Raw genomic sequence first — 17,417 nt, 5'->3', positions numbered from 1 at the left:
CATCCTTTAATCTATGAATTTGCATTAACTTCTTTATTATAAAGGAAGCCCAAGTAGATACTAGTGAAAAATGAAAAAGAGCGTCTAAAGAACGCTCTTTCCCTCTACTTAAATACTGTTCCAATAACCTCATCAACAGTCATGTTACTATTAAGGGTATACGTACCAAGACGTAACTTGTTTGCTACACCCCTTTTGTCTACTTCTAGAACAAACCCCATTGCCGTATCAGTAATTTTTAAATCAACTAAAACTTTGCCTACATCAAAACTTGTCATGCCTTGTGTGACATTTAATACGGTTTGAGTAGCTACTTCTTGTTTAGGTTCTGCTTCTGTTGTTTCAGTTTGAGTTTCGGTTTCTTCTGCTGGTTCAACTTTCGTTTCCTCTTCTTGAGAAGAAGCTAGTTGTGATTGTAATTCCGCTTCTGTATAAACTAAATAACCTTCTTTAGTTAACATAGATTTCATATCTTCGACTGATAGCTTTTCAACCTGTTGAACAGTTGGTTCTTCCGTATCACTGAGGAAGTAAATAGCACCAATAAAGGATGCTGCTGCAACCAATCCCGCCGCAAAGCTTCTCATTTGCTTCGTATCCATATTAAGCCTCTCTCCTCTCATCCTTATTTCCTACATAAGGAGAAAGTAGTTGTTCAATCTCTGTTACAAGTAAATTTTCTTTTGCAGCAATGCTTTCAATTGAATATCCACGTCTATATAAATCTAGTAACTCACGTAATTTCGTTCGCTCTGGAGTTTGAATTCCAACTTCTTGCGTCATAATTTCCACATCTAACTCTACGCTGCGAACCTTATCTTCAAGTTTATTCATTTCTTCCATAAAGTTCAAATACATCATATCGACCTTTTGTTTTTCACTAGTCGCTGTTTGTCTACTTTTCACAAAAGATAATACAACCATAATCACTGCCACTATAAATATAATGGCTAATGCCCATTCCATCATTCCCTTGCCCCTCCCTCACATTTTGATCCCTAATATAGGTAAACGTAACATGTGATAGTATCTATTATTCTCTTTATCTAACAATTAATTATTATACAAAGAAAAGAGGGAGAATTCGACATTTTTCTAAAAAACACGACAAAAGTCAGGTGTTATTGTTAAAATTTACTGGATTTCATATGTAACCATCTATTCTCGCTAAACGATATAGTAGTTGTTTATTTTTCTCATTCTGTTTAACAATAGTAATAATTACTTCTTTCTCTCAAAATAAAAAATACTGTATTAAATCCGATCCTATACAGGAAAATAGGTCATTTTTATCTAGTAGTAAAATACGGTCATAAAAGGAAAACATTATATTTTTAATGTACAAGAACTTGTATAGATAGATTTAATACTGGAGGACGGCCAATTGCGTAATAATCAACTTCATACTTTTTAACTTCTTGAAGAGAGAAACAATTCCGACCGTCAAAAATAATCGGAGTTTTCATCATCTTTACAAATACTTCGAGTGGAAGTTGTTTAATCTCGTCCCATTCTGTTGCAATAAATGCTACCTCTGCTTCATCAAGACATTCCTTTATATCTGTTGTGTAGCATATCCAATCACCTAATTCTGCCTTTGTTTTTTCGATAGCCACTGGATCATATGCAATGACCCGAGCTCCCTCCTCAGCTAATTTCCGTGCAAGAACGATGGCAGCAGATTCACGAACATCATCTGTGTTTGGTTTAAAGGCTAACCCTAATAATGCAACCTTCCGTTCCTTGAAGCAAGTTAGACGACTCCTTGCTTTTTCAATTAATTTTAATTGTTGTTTATTATTTACTCTTATGACTGATTCCAGTAACTCAAATTTATGTTTTACATCACCTGCAATTTGAACCAATGCTTTTGTATCTTTAGGAAAACATGATCCCCCATACCCAATTCCTGCTTGTAAAAATTGTGAACCAATTCTTGAGTCTTGACCCATACCATATGCTACAGCTTCGATATCTGCACCAACTCTTTCACATATAGAAGAGATTTCATTAATAAAGCTAATTTTAGTCGCCAGAAAAGCATTTGATGCATACTTTATCATTTCGGAACTTTTACAATCAGTGTGGATAATCGGCATGTTGAATGATTCGTTTATTTCATACAATAAACGGGCTGCCTCCTCACATGTTGACCCAATCACGATTCTATCACCATAAAATGAATCATGAATGGCCTGGCCTTCACGCAAGAATTCGGGATTAGATACGACATTAAACTTTGATAATTTACTGGCATGCGTCGTTAAATATTTATGTATCTTTTCATTGGTTCCCACAGGCACAGTGCTTTTTACTACAACAACCACTTCTCCACTTGTATAGCTACAAATGTCTTGTACAGCCTTAAATAAATATGTTAAATCCGCTGTTCCATCATTTTGTTGTGGCGTACCTACTGCAAGATAAATGACTTCAACATCACTCAACGCTTCTTTTTGACATGAAGTAAATGATAGTCTATTATTCTCTAAATTCTTTACCATCATTTCTTCAAGTCCAGGCTCATATATTGGGGAAATTCCTTGTTGCAATTTATGAATTTTCCCTTGGTCAATATCTAAACAAATTACGTGATGTCCAATCTCTGATAAGCAAACTCCTGTTACTAATCCCACGTATCCTGTACCCATAACTGTTATTCTTCTCATACACTCGTCCCCTTCTGGATAGAATATATCGTTACATATTGGCAACTTTACGCTGATTTTGATCACGATGGATTACGGATTCATACTGTTGTATCAGATTAATAAATATCTCTTCCCACGACTTACTTAATGCATAATTTCTAGCCTCAATGCCCATGTGTTTTAGTTGACCGGGATTTTCTAATGAACTCTGAATACGGCGGCTAAAGTCCTCTGTATCCTTTGGTTTACATAACCAACCAGTTTGCCCATGCTGAATGATTTCTTGCACACCACCTGCTCTCGCCCCAATTACTGGGGTACCACAAGCATGAGCCTCTAATACTACGTTACCAAACGTTTCAGTTGTTGATGGAAAGACAAATAAATCCGAAACTGCATATAATTCAGCTAGTTGGTCTCCTCGCAAATACCCTGTAAACGTCATATTCTGAGGTTTAACACTCTCCAACTCATCTCGTAACGGTCCATCCCCTGCTATAAGCCAATGCACATTCTCCTTTAACGGCAGTGGTAATTTTTCTGCAACCTCCATAATGACATCTATGTCCTTTTCGGGAGCTAATCTTCCTACAAAGCTTAAGATATATCTTTCTTTTATGTTATATTTTTTTCGGATAGAGTTTGAGTGAAATTGAGGGTGGAACCTTTCACAATCCACACCACGACTCCAAATTTGAACATTACGAAATCCATTCCTACTTACCTCTCTTTTTGTTTCAAAAGAAGGAACAAAGTTCATCTCAAACAACCGATGAAACCAGTTCAAATACTTCCATATCCACTTCGAGAGAAACTGTAAATGATAGTATTCTAAATATCTATCAAAATGTGTATGATAGGAACCAACCATTGGAATGTTAAGCTTTTTTCCATAATATAGGCCTGTTAAGCCCATATTAAAAGGAGTTGCAATATGAATGATGTCAGGTTGAAATTGTTCAAGTTCTTTTTTTATATGAAATACATTGGGAAGTGCGAGTCGGCATTCCGGATATAGATAAAATGGGAAGCTGGTAAACCTGAGAATTTGACTAGAATAGAGGTCTTCTTCAGAGTCCGGAACAAATAGACGATATTCAATGTTATGCTCCTCTAGATAGTCAACAAAGCGTTGAAATGTGCGTGCTACTCCATTCACTTGTGGAGTGAAGGTGTCAGTAAAAATTGCAATCTTCATGGATTACCTCCTGCTAACAATGTAGTCTTTGTTTTAATAAAAAAAAACAACTAGAAAACCGAATAGCGATCCAACGATACAACCAACAAATACATCGGATGGATAGTGTAATCCTAAGAAGATACGAGATAATCCAACACAAACAGCAAGAGGATATAATAATAAGCTAAGTAATGGCATGTGTAAAACATAAGGAGTGATGATAGAGAAGATAGCCGTAGTATGACCAGACGGGAAGGAATAGTCCCGTAACGGATTATCTACCACTCTAGCATCTATAACGGAAAGGTATGGACGATTTCTCGGATATAGCTTTTTAAATAAGACAACAACCAGATGACTGAGAACAAGAGAAATCCCACTTTGCATAGCCCATAATTGATAGGGCATATTCAAAAAAATAATCAACATCGCAGTAGCTCCAATTGTTATTCTCGCTCCTCCAATATGAGTAATAAAACGGAAAAACCAATTTAACTTAGCTCGATCGAAGCGACGATTTAGAGTCAAAAATAACCCACATTCAAACTGATACATATGATGAACCCATTTGTTAATCATCTTAAACCTCCTTTCTACTACCATTAGTTTAACGACCAATTATGTTGCCTTTATAAATAACATGTAAATTTCTCTTATAGATTTTTTAAAATGGCTGTTTTCGCATACTTTGTTGCTATTTTTACAAAAAAAGAATTTATTTTAGGTCCGTTGATTTCCGCTTCAGGCACACGCTTTCCGCTGGGAGGAAGCTGATGGTTATTTTCACTATCGTGAAAAAACCTACCTCCTCGGCTTCGCCTGCGGGGTCTCACGATTCCCTCTATCTCCCGCAGGAGTCGAGTGCCTTCCGCTCCAATCAACTCAATGTTTTAACAGCGCTATCCAAATAGCAACAATCTTTACGAAAAGAGCCTTAAAAATAAACAATGATTAATCTTTACTTTAATTCAACCAATCTTTATACAAGATTAACAGTTTATTAATATCCAGACGGTAAGATAATAAAAACCGAATTGGAGGAAAAAACATGAGTAGTTTTTCAAGATCGGCATTAAAAGTACCCATTTTATCAAGATTATGGACCATGTACCCTAAAGCTTGGAAATACGTTGTAAACATTGGTTTATTTATCAAGTACAAAACGTTAAACATACAAAAACTACCTTCAAAAATAAAATTACCATCCTCTTTCACGATTCATATCAACCCAACTGAAAATAGAGGACGTGCACTGTTAATTAAAAATGGTATCACTCAACAGCAATTAGGTACATTTTGGAGAGAGTCTGTCTCTTCCTTTATGCCATCGATTGTTTTAGACATTGGAGTTAATTATGGTGAATGTCTTTTTTCTGTTCAATATCCTGAACATACGAAAATATTTGGAATTGAAGCGAATCATCATTTAATGAAGTATGTCATAAAGTCACTAAGTGAACATCCGAATCGATCTCAAATGAGAATTATCCATGCATTTGCTTCAAATGAAAATCAACAAGAACAAGAATTTTATATCGATAAGAATTGGTCAGGTACATCAGGTGGGAAGCCTATTTATTCTGATAGAATTGAAAAGGATACCGTACAAACGATAACAATCGATTCTCTTCTCAATGACATAGATGTTACTCAACAAAAAGTGCTTTTTAAAATTGATGTAGAGGGATATGAAGCATTTGTTCTTGAAGGAATGAAGAACATGATTGAAATGTGCAAAGAATTATTAGGAATTATAGAATTCGATAGCAAGTATATTAAGCAAACAGGCGTTCATATTGATGAATTTATCTACTATCTGTCTACTACCTTCGAACTATTTATCTACGATAAGAGAGGTACATTGCAACCAATGACAGAAACAATGTGTAAAGAATTACAAAAAATCGTTCAAACGAAAGATGTTCATCTTGATATCGTGCTGCATAAGCGAAACGAACGAAAAAACAGAGAGTGGTAGCCACTCTCTGTTTTTTCAAGTTTTAGGATTTTAATACATCATGATCTACGTAACGTTCACCATTTAGTTCACTAATCACGTTAATCGCTACTTTTGCTCCGTCACCTGCAGTGATGATGGTATGCACACTTAGCCCAGCAATGGTACCAGCTGCCCATATCCCTTCAATTTCAGTCTTACCGTTTGCATCAACTTGAACATTTTTAGGAATTCTAGGCTCTGATCCAGGTTTTGTTGTTAAGCCAATTCGCTCTGCTAAGTCAGCTAAAAGACCTGTTGCTAAGATTACATGTTTTGCTTCATAGGAATGTCCCTCAGTTTCAACTGTAAATCCATTGTCATTTTTCACAATATTTGTAACAGTTGTTACAACGAGCTCAGCACCGAATTTTGTTGCTTGTTTCTTACCAGTTTCAACTAGATCTGGACCAGTCGTTTCCATTACACCAAAGTGGTTCTCAACCCAAGCACGTTTTGTAATTGACTTGTCATTATCTACTAATAATGTATTCTTTCCAGCCTTCGCTGTAAAAATGGCAGCACTAGCTCCTGCAGGACCTGCTCCAATAATCGCGATATCGTACATTACAACTCCTCCTTCTATATATTGAATGAATATCCACTTATTTTAGATAACCGAAATATATGAAGTCAAATATTATGCTTTAACGATATCTTCGTACGGTTCCTGAATTCAGCGAAATAACAAAAAAACAGTGAACTTCTTCATGAAGCTCACTGCTTTCAAATTACACTTTAAATTTTCCGATTAATATTTGAAGCTCTTCTGCCATTTGTGATAATGAAGCAGATGAAGCAGCAATTTCCTCCATAGAAGCTACCTGTTCTTCTGTAACTGACGCCATTTCTTGTGTTCCCGAGTCTGTCAATTCAGAAATACTTTCAAATGTTTTAATATCTTGAACCATTGAGTCTGTTCCTACTCGCATATCCATAATAGAATGTGAGACATCTTTAATTTGTAAGGATACCTCTGAAATGGAGTGTTGAATTTGTCTAAATGAATTTCCAGCACTTTGAACAAGTGAGATTCCTTCCGAGACTTTTGTAGTTGTTTCATTCATTGAATGAACCGTTCTCGTTGTATCTAACTGAATCGTTTCAATTAATTGAGAGATTTGTTGTGCAGATGATGCTGACTGCTCTGCAAGCTTACGAACTTCATCTGAAACAACCGCAAATCCACGACCGTGTTCTCCTGCTCTAGCTGCTTCAATTGCAGCATTTAAAGCAAGTAGATTGGTTTGGTCAGCAATACCTGTAATTGTTTGGATAATTTCGCTTATTTCATTTGAACGTTCGCCAAGTCTAGTAACATCCAACGATAGTTGATTCACTGTCTCATTAATTCCGTTCATTTGTGCAATAATGTTAACAATTGCTTCGTTACCTGCCACTGTATTTTGTGAAGCGAGCTCTGCTGTTTTTGTGGCTTGTTCTGAACTATCAGCGATACTGGTTACAGTTGTTGATAACTGATGAATAGTATGAGAAGTTTCTTTTAAACTCGCCACTTGCTTTTCAGATCCCATTGCTACTTCTTGAACTGTAGAAGATATTTGCTCAGTTGCTCGTGTCGTTTCTTCTGAACTCGCTGTTAATTCCTCTGCCGCTGCGGCAACCTGATCAGCATTGTATCCAACTTGTTGAATTAATCCACGTAAATTAGTAATCATTTTATTAAATGAATTTGCCATCATACCTAATTCATCTTTAGAAGAGATGACTAATTCACGTGTCAAATCACCTTCACCATTCGCAATCTCTTCTAATGATTTAGTCATTACATACATCGGTTTTACAATTGAACGAATAATTAAAATTGCAAACACTAAGCCAACTACGATTAGAACTAAGATTAGAGAGTAGAAAATGATTGCTTGCATTTTTTGTGACTCAGCTAAGTTTGTTTTGTCTTCTTCAATTTCTTGATTTAATTTTCCAATAAAATTTTCTATACTTGGATCTACTAATTCTTTTCGGATTTTTCTTTGTTCTTTTATATGAGTTTCTGTAGCTAGATCAAGATTACCACTATTATATTGACTAACCATCGACTTACTCTTCTCAAAATAAACAGCTAAGTTTTCTTCAATTGCTTTTATGTTTTTCTTATCTGTTGTATCTAAATTTTTCATCTTATCAAGCTGTAAGAAGTATTCTTGTATATTATCTATTTTCTCTTCAATTCCTTCAGCTAATGACATATCTCCTGTTAATAAAAACGCACGTTCATCATTTGATATTCCGGTAAATCGATACTGAATAGACTTCAACAGTAACTGTACCTCATCATCCTCTTGCATCTCTGTATACGTGTTTTTTGTTTGATTTAATTGTAAATTTGATAATATTCCTGTGATGACAACAGTAACGAGTAATAGCGCAACAAGTAACAACAATTTCACCTTAATTTTCATAGTTCCCCCTTAGATGTGCTTATTTTCTATTTCTATCGTCTGTTTTAGAAAAACCTTTAATGATAAATAAAAGCCACCCAATTGAGGGTGACTTAGTTAAAAAAACCTAATGCATATTTAATACCTTCTTCAACATCTTTTGTTTCATAACCATCTAGATCTTCATGTGAAATTTCTAATTCAGTTCGAGTTAAAGCGTAACCACTATCTAAATTTACATCTAGAGTTACACGATACCCATTTTCTGACGGTTTAACTTCAATAATGTCGTAATCCCTAATGGCTGTACCTGTTACATATTCTACTGGCTCTAATTCTGACATATTTGCTCCTCCAGATTTGTATTCAAAACACTGCTAGTATTTTAACCAAACATGACTAGTCAATACGTAAATTATATAAACGAAAGGCTAAAGGCAATATCTTCAATATGATTTTGATCACTCCATAAAATAAAGTATTGATACACCTCTCCTTGAATGGTAATTGGTTCAGGATATCTAACAATTAGAGCTGCTTGATTTTTCATTTCCGGTAGCTGGTCATCTGAAGGGAAGATAAAGCACGCTTCTTCTCCCTCAATTGTTGTCTTACGTATTTGAGGCTGAGTTCCATAGGGATTTAGACTATGATGAGCCTCATTTTGGCATATATCTTCAATATTGCTACTACCTGCAATGGCTGACACTTGAAAGAAACCATCGATTCCTTCATACCGTTCTTCGTTTTGCTTTCTCCAATGACTCGGAAATAAAAATTGGACACGATATTCTTCACTACGGAATAGTGAGTTTCCTGTACGATTATTGTTAGACCAACTAATAGACACAACATTGAAACCACCAAACAGATGAATCGGCACTGGATGAAGTAGATTTACAAACCAAGCGTCTTTTGCGAATTGTTCTTCCGTACAGCCTGAAAGATAAATAAGTTCCCCACTATCTGGAGACCAAGTGATTGGTGTAGCAAAACAAGTAGAAATCGCTACAGTGCGATCATTCCTACCGTTTCTATTAACTGTGCGTACTTCTGAATAATATCCACTAGAAAAGGCAGTAGCACTGTACGAGATGTTCTCAGAATTTGGAGACCAAGATGGGTAATAGTTTTTCGCTAATGTCCCACCTTTTACTTGGTCGATTTCACCCGAAAGGAGATTTACTGTTCGAATTAACGAAATACTTGCTCCAGGTGTCGTATACAACGCATAACTTCCATCTGGTGAAAGACGTACATTGTTTTTTGGATTATCATCATTGTTAGTCAGTTTCGTACGTTGCATCGTTTCTACATTCATTTTGTACAATTGACTTAAACCATTTTCAGCAGTACCCTGAAACAATATTTCTGTTCCATTTGGAAACCACATTACATCCGTAACACCATTAATCTGTACGGTTTTAACAGTATGTGAAGATAGCGTATATAAAACGAGTGTATTTTGTTTACTATAGGCAAGCTTTTGACTATCACTTGACCAACCAATGAAGTGGACACCGTTTACGTTTAATTGATCAATGGTTGCCACAGTATTTTGCCTAACGTCTATAACATATAAAATTTGATTCTTTCCAACGAATGCTATTTTATCATTATTAGGAGACCAAAAAGGAATAGAGAAACTCGCAGCAAGTCCAGTTGTCATTTTAGTATGAGTACCCGTTTGAAGTTCATAAAGCCAAAGGTCAAAGCTACCATTTCGATCTGAAATATAAGCAAGTATCCCTTGTTCTCCTGTCACGGCAAACGGTATGACAAGCCTCATCCCTGGGAAAATCGTGTACGAATTCAACTGATTGACACTCCTAATCAGTTCATAATTTGGCACACCATTTGTTTTAACATTAAAACGATTCGCAATCCCGTAAAGACTATCTCCTCGTTGTACAACGTAATAAGGTACTCCTGGCGGAATGAGTAATACTTGTTCTGGATAAATCATAAAAGGTGGAACTAATTGATTTGCTTCTATTATTGCTGAGATTGGTACGCCAAATTTCTCACCAATTTTATAGATAGAGTCACCTGCTATAACACGATATCGGTTGTACCCAAGTGGTATAGCAAGCTGCTGCCCAATATAAAGCGTGTACGGCAAAACCAAATTGTTTGCTGCTATTATCGCCTGAATCGGTACTCCAAACCGGCTTGACATTCCTGAAACAGTATCACCAGCTCTTACAGTGTAAAAATATTGCCTTGATGAACGTAACATTACGGCCACCTCCCTGCATTAGCCTATTCATCCAAGATTCATGATGTTCAATTGAAATACAGGAGACCGTTAGAAAATAGAAAAAACAGTGACTACAAACGAATCACTGTTTAAACGTATCAATAAATTGTAAAATGGCAGGTCCTAATAATACGATAAAAATACTTGGGAAGATGAATAATACGAGTGGAAAAAGCATCTTAATTGGAGCTTTCATTGCTTCTTCTTCAGCTCGTTGTTTTCGCTGGTCGCGAACTTCGGCAGATTGAATCCGAAGAACCTGAACCATTCCAATCCCTAGCTTTTCTGCTTGAATAATACTACTAATTAAGATTTTAATTTCATCTACTTCTAGACGATCACGTACGCCCGATAACGCTTCTCTTCTTGTTTTTCCAAGCCTGATTTCCTCTAAACAACGATGAAACTCATCTGCTAACACACCTTGCTTTTTTGAGACAAGTTTACTTAATGCAGAATCAAAACCAAGTCCCGCCTCTAAGCTTACCGTTAACAGATCTAATACATCTGGAAGCTCACGCACCGCTGCTTTATAACGTTTTTTCATTTTTTGCTTTAAATAAAAATGCGGAAGAAACGAAGCTGTTGCAAATGACAAAATAAGAAGCAATAGGATACCGCCAAAATGTAACTGTAGTAGCATTCCGTATCCGATAAATAATATCGGTAGTAATAGGAATAAAGAAATTTGCAGTAACCGAAATTCAACCGGATTCATCCCAAAAGGATTTCCTGCTTGAAGTAACTTTACTTCTATCTTCGCTTCCTTTTCACCTGGTAACTTTTGTTTGAAGCTACGTTTGAATTCCTTCCAAATATGGTGAATAGTTCTCTTTATGATCCCGTCTTTTTTCTCTGTCGCTTCTATATCTATCTCAGGTTTTTCATCAGGCTGATCTGTAAATATAGATAATCTTCTTTTAACAAGGTCTCTTCTTTCTTTTTGAAAAATAAATATAAAATACATGAAAAACGTAATAGTTAAAAAGAAGGTGAAAAATAACATCGTTTACACCTCGATTGTCGTCAATTTTCGTATAAAGACAAATCCGATTGTACTTGAAATCACGCCTGCCGATAACATAATGATACCGATGACATTGCTAAAGAGTGTACCAATATACTCAGGCTCAATTAAATACAAAACAAACCCTAATATTACAGGGAGTAAACCAATTACAATTCCAGATAATCTACCTTGTGCTGTTAGTGTAACAATTTGTCTTTGAATCTTCGTACGATCACGAATCGTTTCTACGATTTTATCTAGTACGGTTGCTAAATTCCCACCAACTTGACGTTGTATTAAGATTGCTTGAATCATTAAGTCTAAATCTTCAGAAGGCATTCGTTCTTTTAGTCCTTGAAGCGCATCTTCAATGCTACTGCCATATTGCATTTCACGTAACACAATATCCATTTCTTCTTTTATCGGACTATGTGCTTCTTCCACTACTGTTTTTAACGCTTGCGGAAAACTAAATCCTGCACGAAGAGAACCAATGATCGTTGTAATCATATCAGGTAAACTTTCATTAAAAGCATGTAATCGTTCTTTTTGCTTTTTTCCTAAAAACCACTTCGGCAAAAGGAAGCCAATTAAAGCTCCTAAAAACCCGAATAATACGTTTCCTACAATTAAGAAGGCTACTCCTCCAATTAATGCGGTTAAAATCCATTGAAAAAGTACATACTCTTCTGGTTTTAGCTGTAAACCGGCTCTACTAATCAACACTTCCAAGCGATTGTTTTTATCCTTCGTTAATACTTGGTTTCTTATTTTTTGTTTTGTAAGCTGAAGCTGAACGATTAAGTTAAATTTATTTCGATCTAACATCTTCTTTTCTTGTACCGACAAATAATGCTTCATTCGTTTTTCTAACCTGCTATTAGATAAGAAAATGAGCTGAAAAATGGCTGTGAAAATTAAGAAGGAAGAAAACATTATAAGGACGAGAAGTAACCACATCATTAATTCCACTCCTCTTCTTCAATGAATACACTTGCCGGGATATGAATACCAGATGCTTCAAGCTGTTCATAAAACTTAGGACGAACCCCTGTAGGAGAAAGCTTCCCGATAATTTTCCCATTCGTATCAACACCATCTTGGTGATATGAGAAAATATCTTGAAGGACGATAACATCCCCTTCTAACCCTTGTACTTCGGTAATGTTCACAATCCTTCTCGTCCCATCCTTTAAACGGGATTGTTGGATGATAAGATCGACTGCCCCTGCGATTTGTTCACGAATGGCACGTACTGGTAAATCAACTCCTGCTAGTAACACCATCGTTTCAAGTCTGGCAATCATATCACGTGGACTGTTAGAGTGACCTGTAGCGAGTGAACCATCATGACCTGTATTCATCGCTTGTAACATATCAAGCGCTTCTCCACCACGAACCTCACCAATTACAATTCTGTCAGGTCTCATACGTAAGGAGTTACGAACTAAGTCTCGAATTAATATGGCACCCTTACCCTCAATGTTCGGAGGTCTTGACTCAAGCGAAATGACGTGATCCTGTCCAAGCTGTAGTTCGGCGGCATCTTCAATCGTCACAATACGTTGATCTGTTGGAATGAAGTTGGATAACACATTTAGAGTCGTTGTTTTCCCTGAACCTGTACCACCACTTACGAAAATATTTAAATTCGCTTTTACACACGCTTCTAGAAAAATGGCCATTTCACGCGTTACCGTTCCGAACTTAATTAAATCTTCTATTGTATAGGGGTCTTTAGAGAATTTCCGAATAGTAATTGTCGGACCGTTTAACGCAAGTGGCGGAATAATTGCATTTACACGAGACCCATCGGGCAGGCGTGCATCAACCATCGGTGAACTTTCATCAATTCTACGCCCAATTGGAGATACAATTTTTTCGATAACGTTCATGACATGCTCGTTATCACGAAAGCTAATGCCCGTTAATTCAATTTTCCCTTTTCTTTCTACATACACCTGGTTCGGACCATTTACCATGACTTCTGTTACTACATCATCCATTAATAACGGATTGATTGGACCAAACCCTGTTAAATCATTAATAAGTTCGTCCACTACCTTTTTCCGATCAATCTTCCCTCGGAAGGATTCATCTTCTTTCATAATCTCAATTGCCATCGCATCGAGCTTTGGGATAATTTCTTCAACGTTGTCATCCTTCATTTCTGAAAGAATTTGTTTATGAAGAATACTTTTCAGTTCTTGATGCTTGTTCACAGGTTGTTGTTTTTGTTTTTGAGGTTGAGTGAGCACATTTTCGTTTCTTCTTGATTCGCGGAAAGATGAGATCAGATCTTTTTTGGGCGTTTCTCCCGCTTCATCTTCATTCACACCTGATTCAGGAGAGTCCACAAGATTCTTATTTTTTTCTTCAAGCTTCTTTAATAGACTCATTCTGTCTCCTCCTTTAATCGCCTTTTATTAAACATCTTTGAAAGTAAAGATGGTGCTTTCGTTTTAATAATGGTAATTTCTCTTCTAGATGAAATTTGCTCGGCCATTTTGTAGATCGATTTTGCAAGTTCTGACTTCCCTTGATTTACAACGAACGGAATTCCAATATTCAACGATTGTGAAGCAATCTGAAAGTCATTAGGAATATAGATCGGATCTTCTGCACCAAGTATATCTGGAACATCCACAGCTTGAATCACACTTTCCATTGTCGCCCGGTTAATCACTAAACGTACTTTATCTCGCATATCAAGCTTATCTAACGTTTCTAACATCGATTTCGTATTTTTTAATGTTGCCATCTCTAAATTTGTCACTAGCAAGATTTGGTCTGCTTTCTCTAATAGGAGGAGGGTCTTATCTGTCAGACCCACTCCTGTATCTGCAATCGTATACTCATTTTGCGTTAATAATAATGGAATAATCTTGTCTAATGCTTCCTCTGTAATGAGGTCTGCAAATTCTGGTTTATCTGGAGCAGATAGCACCTTTACCCCACTTTCATGATGACTCAGGTAACTTGCAAGTGTGTATTCATCTAAATTATTCATCTCTTGAATCACATCTTTAATCGTAAAGGTAGACTGTAAATCCATAGCTAGACTAACATCACCAAACTGAAAATCGCCATCGAGTATACTGATTCTGATATTTTTCTTACAAAGTGCAACGGCAAGGTTAACTGATAGCAGTGTTCTGCCGACACCACCTTTTGCACTGCAAATCGCGATAAATTCTCCTCGTTTTTGCTGTTTTTCTTCACTCACTCTTACTTCACCCCCACTTTCCCTCTTCAACCAAGGGTTACAAACGTTACTAGTTCTATTTTTCTACAATCTTACTGTTAAGTGTAAATTGAATATTCCCACGTTCTGAAGCATTAATAACTGTCACTGCATCAGTAGGTTTTAATTCTAGCGTTACGGAGTTATATTCCACATACTCTTCGCTTTCGTCTGATTTAGGTACCATTTTTGTTCCAACAGCAAGCACACGCACATTGCTCAAAATTTGCTCTGATTTTATAACATTGGGATTCGTACTAATGACTTCACTAAATACTACATCTACATAATCTTCTGGTTCAATAAGTGTGGATACTGATTGAACGAAGTCAACTCCGATTGACACTGCACGGTGCCCATCCATTACTTTACGAGAAACGTATAAACTTTCCTCTAAAGATGACTGAACGCGATGTTCTAATATCGATTCTCCTGCTTCAATCGGTGACGTTACATACAAGCCCTCTAGTTTAGACATATCTAGAATTGTTTGTGGATGTAATCCTTTTTCGGGCACTGATTTTATCTCAAGTAAACTTGCATTTAATTTTGTGTTTGCTGGAATCTTTTCTTTCGCAACAACAACCTCTATCATACTTTCACTTATTGCAATTTCCGAGTCAAATTGTTTCATATAATTAAAGAATAAAAATGTCGTAATAACACCCATTGTTATGGCTAATATAAGGATAAATTTTGATTTCATATGTTCACCTACTCTGTTAGTCTTATGCTATATGCCCCTCTATTTAAAGCATTCGGATCGATTGTCCCTGGGCCAGTTGTTTTGATAAACATTCCATGTACAGATGTATCTTTACTTGTTGCTGGTCTTGTTAAATAGAAGTATGCAAATCCAACCACCTGTACTTCTTTAATTTGATTTGAAGTTACATTTACTGGACGATAAACAGGAATAAGGATAATTCTTGAACACTTTTTATCCACTGCATCCTCAAAGGTATATGGACATTGATCAATTCTCGCTTCGATTGCAGATCTTGTCTTACCCGCTACGTTTCCTGTTTCAGTTGAAAGTACGTCTCCAACTTTGATCTCTTCATCATATCCATTCATAAAATTCTCATAATACGTGTCAGCACCTGAGCCACCTAATGATAAGATCCCAAACCATCCAGTATCATTGCCAATCGAATCTGTTTTAAGTTGATATTCCTTATAAAATTCAAGTTCAAACCTCTCATCAATACCGATTGGAACTGCCCCAGAAGCTTTTCCCATCGTTCCAATTTCAGCTGCTGCTTTTGCAAATACGGGGCTTGATTCTAAACCAAATAATGTTGAAAACGATAATGGCATCTCTTTATTTAATGAAACCCTGACAAGTCTGTTGTCCTCAATCATAACTTCTTGTAAACTCTCTTTTTCTTCGTGAAAGTCTAATACGTCATTCACTACGTTATTTACAAACTGTTCATCTACTAATAGCTTTTGTGCACCTGATAATACAGATGCATTCGCAGCCTTTTGTAGATGACTTTTCGTCACATACAATTTCCCACCATCAATAACTAGTCCAGCCATCGTTAATAACACCATTAATGAAATGGTTACTAATATAATTGCATTACCATTTTCTCTATTAAGTATCTGTTTGAATGTCTTCATTTCATCACTCACTCCACTCGTATCGTAGAATCCGTTTTTAGTTGAATAGGATTTGGGATGACTTCCGATAAAAGTGGTGTAAGTAGCTCGATTGGATATTGTAGGCTAACAGTCACATAATCACCAGATTCTCGGTTACTCTCATTAGGTGAAATCGATACTGTTAAAGTACCTGGTTCACTAAGGTGAATATACTCTTTTGCAAATTGTGTAATTTCACTGTCCGATTTTCCTAAACCACCTAACCGTACCGTCTCCTGGGTGGCCATATGCAAGTGAGAATAGGAATATAGCAACCTACCAAAATCAATTATTCCAACTAGTATTAGTAATAGCACTGGCAACAATAGTGCCATTTCAACCAATGATTGTCCGCGCTCTTCTTTTATCATAAAATTCCCCATCCTTTATAGAAGAGACTTAATGCTGCGCCACCTGCAATTGCAACACCATAGGGATAAGTAGTCTTTAATCCTTCTTTATCCAAATAGAGCGGGATTCGAACACCCGATCTGATGCCAGACAAACTGTATATGATTGATCTCACGCGCTGAAGTGCTCCTTTTCTAAACAGTAGTACGAGTAATCCGATAAGACCACCTAAAAGTGCCATGTAAATCGAGGTTACGATGACAAATTGCATCCCCTTCATCGCACCAATTAACGCTAATAGCTTCACATCTCCTGCTCCCATTCCACCTAAAAAGTAAGGAATAAGTAAAATGGAGAAACCTACGATAAACCCCAAGAATGAAAAACCTAAACCAGCAAACCCGTCTGAAATAAAATGGAGAAGAAAAGTGAGTAGTAATGACGGGAAAATCACGATGTTATATATTTTTCTAGATTTTAAATCTGTTATTAAACAAATGCTTAATACGAACAGGAGGAGTAAATTGAATAGCATGTTTATCCCACCTTTCTCACGCAAAATATAGTAATCTTCATGAAAAGTTGAATTTTCATGATTAGTCAAAAACAGCCCCACGTAATCGAACGTATGGGGCTGTAATAATTTCAATTTTCATAGAAAGTACTTTCTAACA

General features: G+C 36.4%; 18 protein-coding genes. 1 reads left to right on the top strand and 17 read right to left on the bottom strand.

The annotated features are described in order from the left end of the window. Positions 1 to 104: 104 nt before the first annotated feature. From JR050_RS17850 to JR050_RS17830, 5 genes are all read right to left on the bottom strand, one after another. Positions 105 to 602, bottom strand: coding sequence for a hypothetical protein (locus JR050_RS17850; RefSeq protein WP_204205006.1), 498 nt, complete (start codon positions 600 to 602; stop codon positions 105 to 107). Between the two features lies 1 nt (position 603). Continuing rightward, positions 604 to 969, bottom strand: a complete 366-nt coding sequence (locus JR050_RS17845; RefSeq protein ID WP_204205005.1) for a hypothetical protein — start codon at positions 967 to 969, stop codon at positions 604 to 606. 365 nt (positions 970 to 1,334) lie between these two features. After that, a complete protein-coding gene (locus JR050_RS17840; protein ID WP_204205004.1) occupies positions 1,335 to 2,669 on the bottom strand; it encodes a UDP-glucose dehydrogenase family protein in 1,335 nt (444 codons plus the stop codon). Between the two features lie 31 nt (positions 2,670 to 2,700). Continuing rightward, positions 2,701 to 3,849: a glycosyltransferase family 4 protein gene (locus JR050_RS17835; protein ID WP_204205003.1), complete on the bottom strand. Its 1,149-nt coding sequence runs from the start codon at positions 3,847 to 3,849 to the stop codon at positions 2,701 to 2,703. A 33-nt stretch (positions 3,850 to 3,882) separates the two neighbouring features. Next, complete coding sequence (locus JR050_RS17830; protein ID WP_204205002.1) at positions 3,883 to 4,410, bottom strand: phosphatase PAP2 family protein; 528 nt, start codon at positions 4,408 to 4,410, stop codon at positions 3,883 to 3,885. A gap of 469 nt (positions 4,411 to 4,879) precedes the next feature. Between JR050_RS17830 and JR050_RS17825 the strand changes: the two genes are divergently transcribed. Then, the gene (locus JR050_RS17825) at positions 4,880 to 5,809 is read left to right on the top strand and encodes an FkbM family methyltransferase (protein ID WP_204205001.1); all 930 of its coding nucleotides are present in this window, start codon (positions 4,880 to 4,882) and stop codon (positions 5,807 to 5,809) included. Between the two features lie 22 nt (positions 5,810 to 5,831). Here JR050_RS17825 and JR050_RS17820 read toward each other — a convergent pair whose 3' ends face one another. From JR050_RS17820 to JR050_RS17765, 12 genes are all read right to left on the bottom strand, one after another. Continuing rightward, complete coding sequence (locus JR050_RS17820; RefSeq protein ID WP_204205000.1) at positions 5,832 to 6,395, bottom strand: FAD-dependent oxidoreductase; 564 nt, start codon at positions 6,393 to 6,395, stop codon at positions 5,832 to 5,834. 163 nt (positions 6,396 to 6,558) lie between these two features. Next, positions 6,559 to 8,250, bottom strand: coding sequence for a methyl-accepting chemotaxis protein (locus JR050_RS17815; protein WP_204204999.1), 1,692 nt, complete (start codon positions 8,248 to 8,250; stop codon positions 6,559 to 6,561). A gap of 92 nt (positions 8,251 to 8,342) precedes the next feature. Continuing rightward, positions 8,343 to 8,573, bottom strand: coding sequence for a hypothetical protein (locus JR050_RS17810; protein ID WP_204204998.1), 231 nt, complete (start codon positions 8,571 to 8,573; stop codon positions 8,343 to 8,345). A gap of 71 nt (positions 8,574 to 8,644) precedes the next feature. Further along, positions 8,645 to 10,468, bottom strand: coding sequence for a LysM peptidoglycan-binding domain-containing protein (locus JR050_RS17805; RefSeq protein ID WP_204204997.1), 1,824 nt, complete (start codon positions 10,466 to 10,468; stop codon positions 8,645 to 8,647). 103 nt (positions 10,469 to 10,571) lie between these two features. Beyond that, positions 10,572 to 11,495 carry a type II secretion system F family protein gene (locus JR050_RS17800; protein WP_204204996.1) on the bottom strand — a complete coding sequence of 308 codons (924 nt, stop codon included), beginning with the start codon at positions 11,493 to 11,495 and terminating at the stop codon, positions 10,572 to 10,574. Positions 11,496 to 11,498: 3 nt separating this feature from the next. Then, entirely contained in the window at positions 11,499 to 12,461 is a 963-nt protein-coding gene (locus JR050_RS17795; protein ID WP_204204995.1) for a type II secretion system F family protein, read from the bottom strand. After that, positions 12,461 to 13,897, bottom strand: coding sequence for a TadA family conjugal transfer-associated ATPase (locus tag JR050_RS17790; RefSeq protein WP_204204994.1), 1,437 nt, complete (start codon positions 13,895 to 13,897; stop codon positions 12,461 to 12,463). The genes JR050_RS17795 and JR050_RS17790 overlap by 1 nt, the downstream gene beginning before the upstream one ends. Continuing rightward, positions 13,894 to 14,724 (bottom strand): AAA family ATPase, encoded by an 831-nt coding sequence (locus JR050_RS17785; protein WP_204204993.1) that lies wholly within the window; start codon positions 14,722 to 14,724, stop codon positions 13,894 to 13,896. Before JR050_RS17785 ends, JR050_RS17790 begins: the two co-directional genes overlap by 4 nt. A 55-nt stretch (positions 14,725 to 14,779) precedes the next feature. Further along, entirely contained in the window at positions 14,780 to 15,448 is a 669-nt protein-coding gene (gene cpaB, locus JR050_RS17780) for a Flp pilus assembly protein CpaB (protein ID WP_204204992.1), read from the bottom strand. Between the two features lie 8 nt (positions 15,449 to 15,456). Further along, the gene (locus JR050_RS17775; protein ID WP_204204991.1) at positions 15,457 to 16,371 is read right to left on the bottom strand and encodes a Tad domain-containing protein; all 915 of its coding nucleotides are present in this window, start codon (positions 16,369 to 16,371) and stop codon (positions 15,457 to 15,459) included. Positions 16,372 to 16,379: 8 nt separating this feature from the next. Continuing rightward, a complete protein-coding gene (locus JR050_RS17770; protein ID WP_204204990.1) occupies positions 16,380 to 16,763 on the bottom strand; it encodes a TadE/TadG family type IV pilus assembly protein in 384 nt (127 codons plus the stop codon). After that, the gene (locus JR050_RS17765; RefSeq protein ID WP_204204989.1) at positions 16,760 to 17,278 is read right to left on the bottom strand and encodes an A24 family peptidase; all 519 of its coding nucleotides are present in this window, start codon (positions 17,276 to 17,278) and stop codon (positions 16,760 to 16,762) included. The genes JR050_RS17770 and JR050_RS17765 overlap by 4 nt, the downstream gene beginning before the upstream one ends. Positions 17,279 to 17,417 lie beyond the last annotated feature (139 nt).

This window comes from Bacillus suaedaesalsae, from assembly GCF_016890225.1.
GTDB classification, from domain to species: Bacteria; Bacillota; Bacilli; order Bacillales; family SA4; genus Bacillus_BS; species Bacillus_BS suaedaesalsae.
The sequence above is the reverse complement of the archived record's forward strand: the minus strand, read 5'-3'. Positions and strand labels throughout refer to the sequence as shown.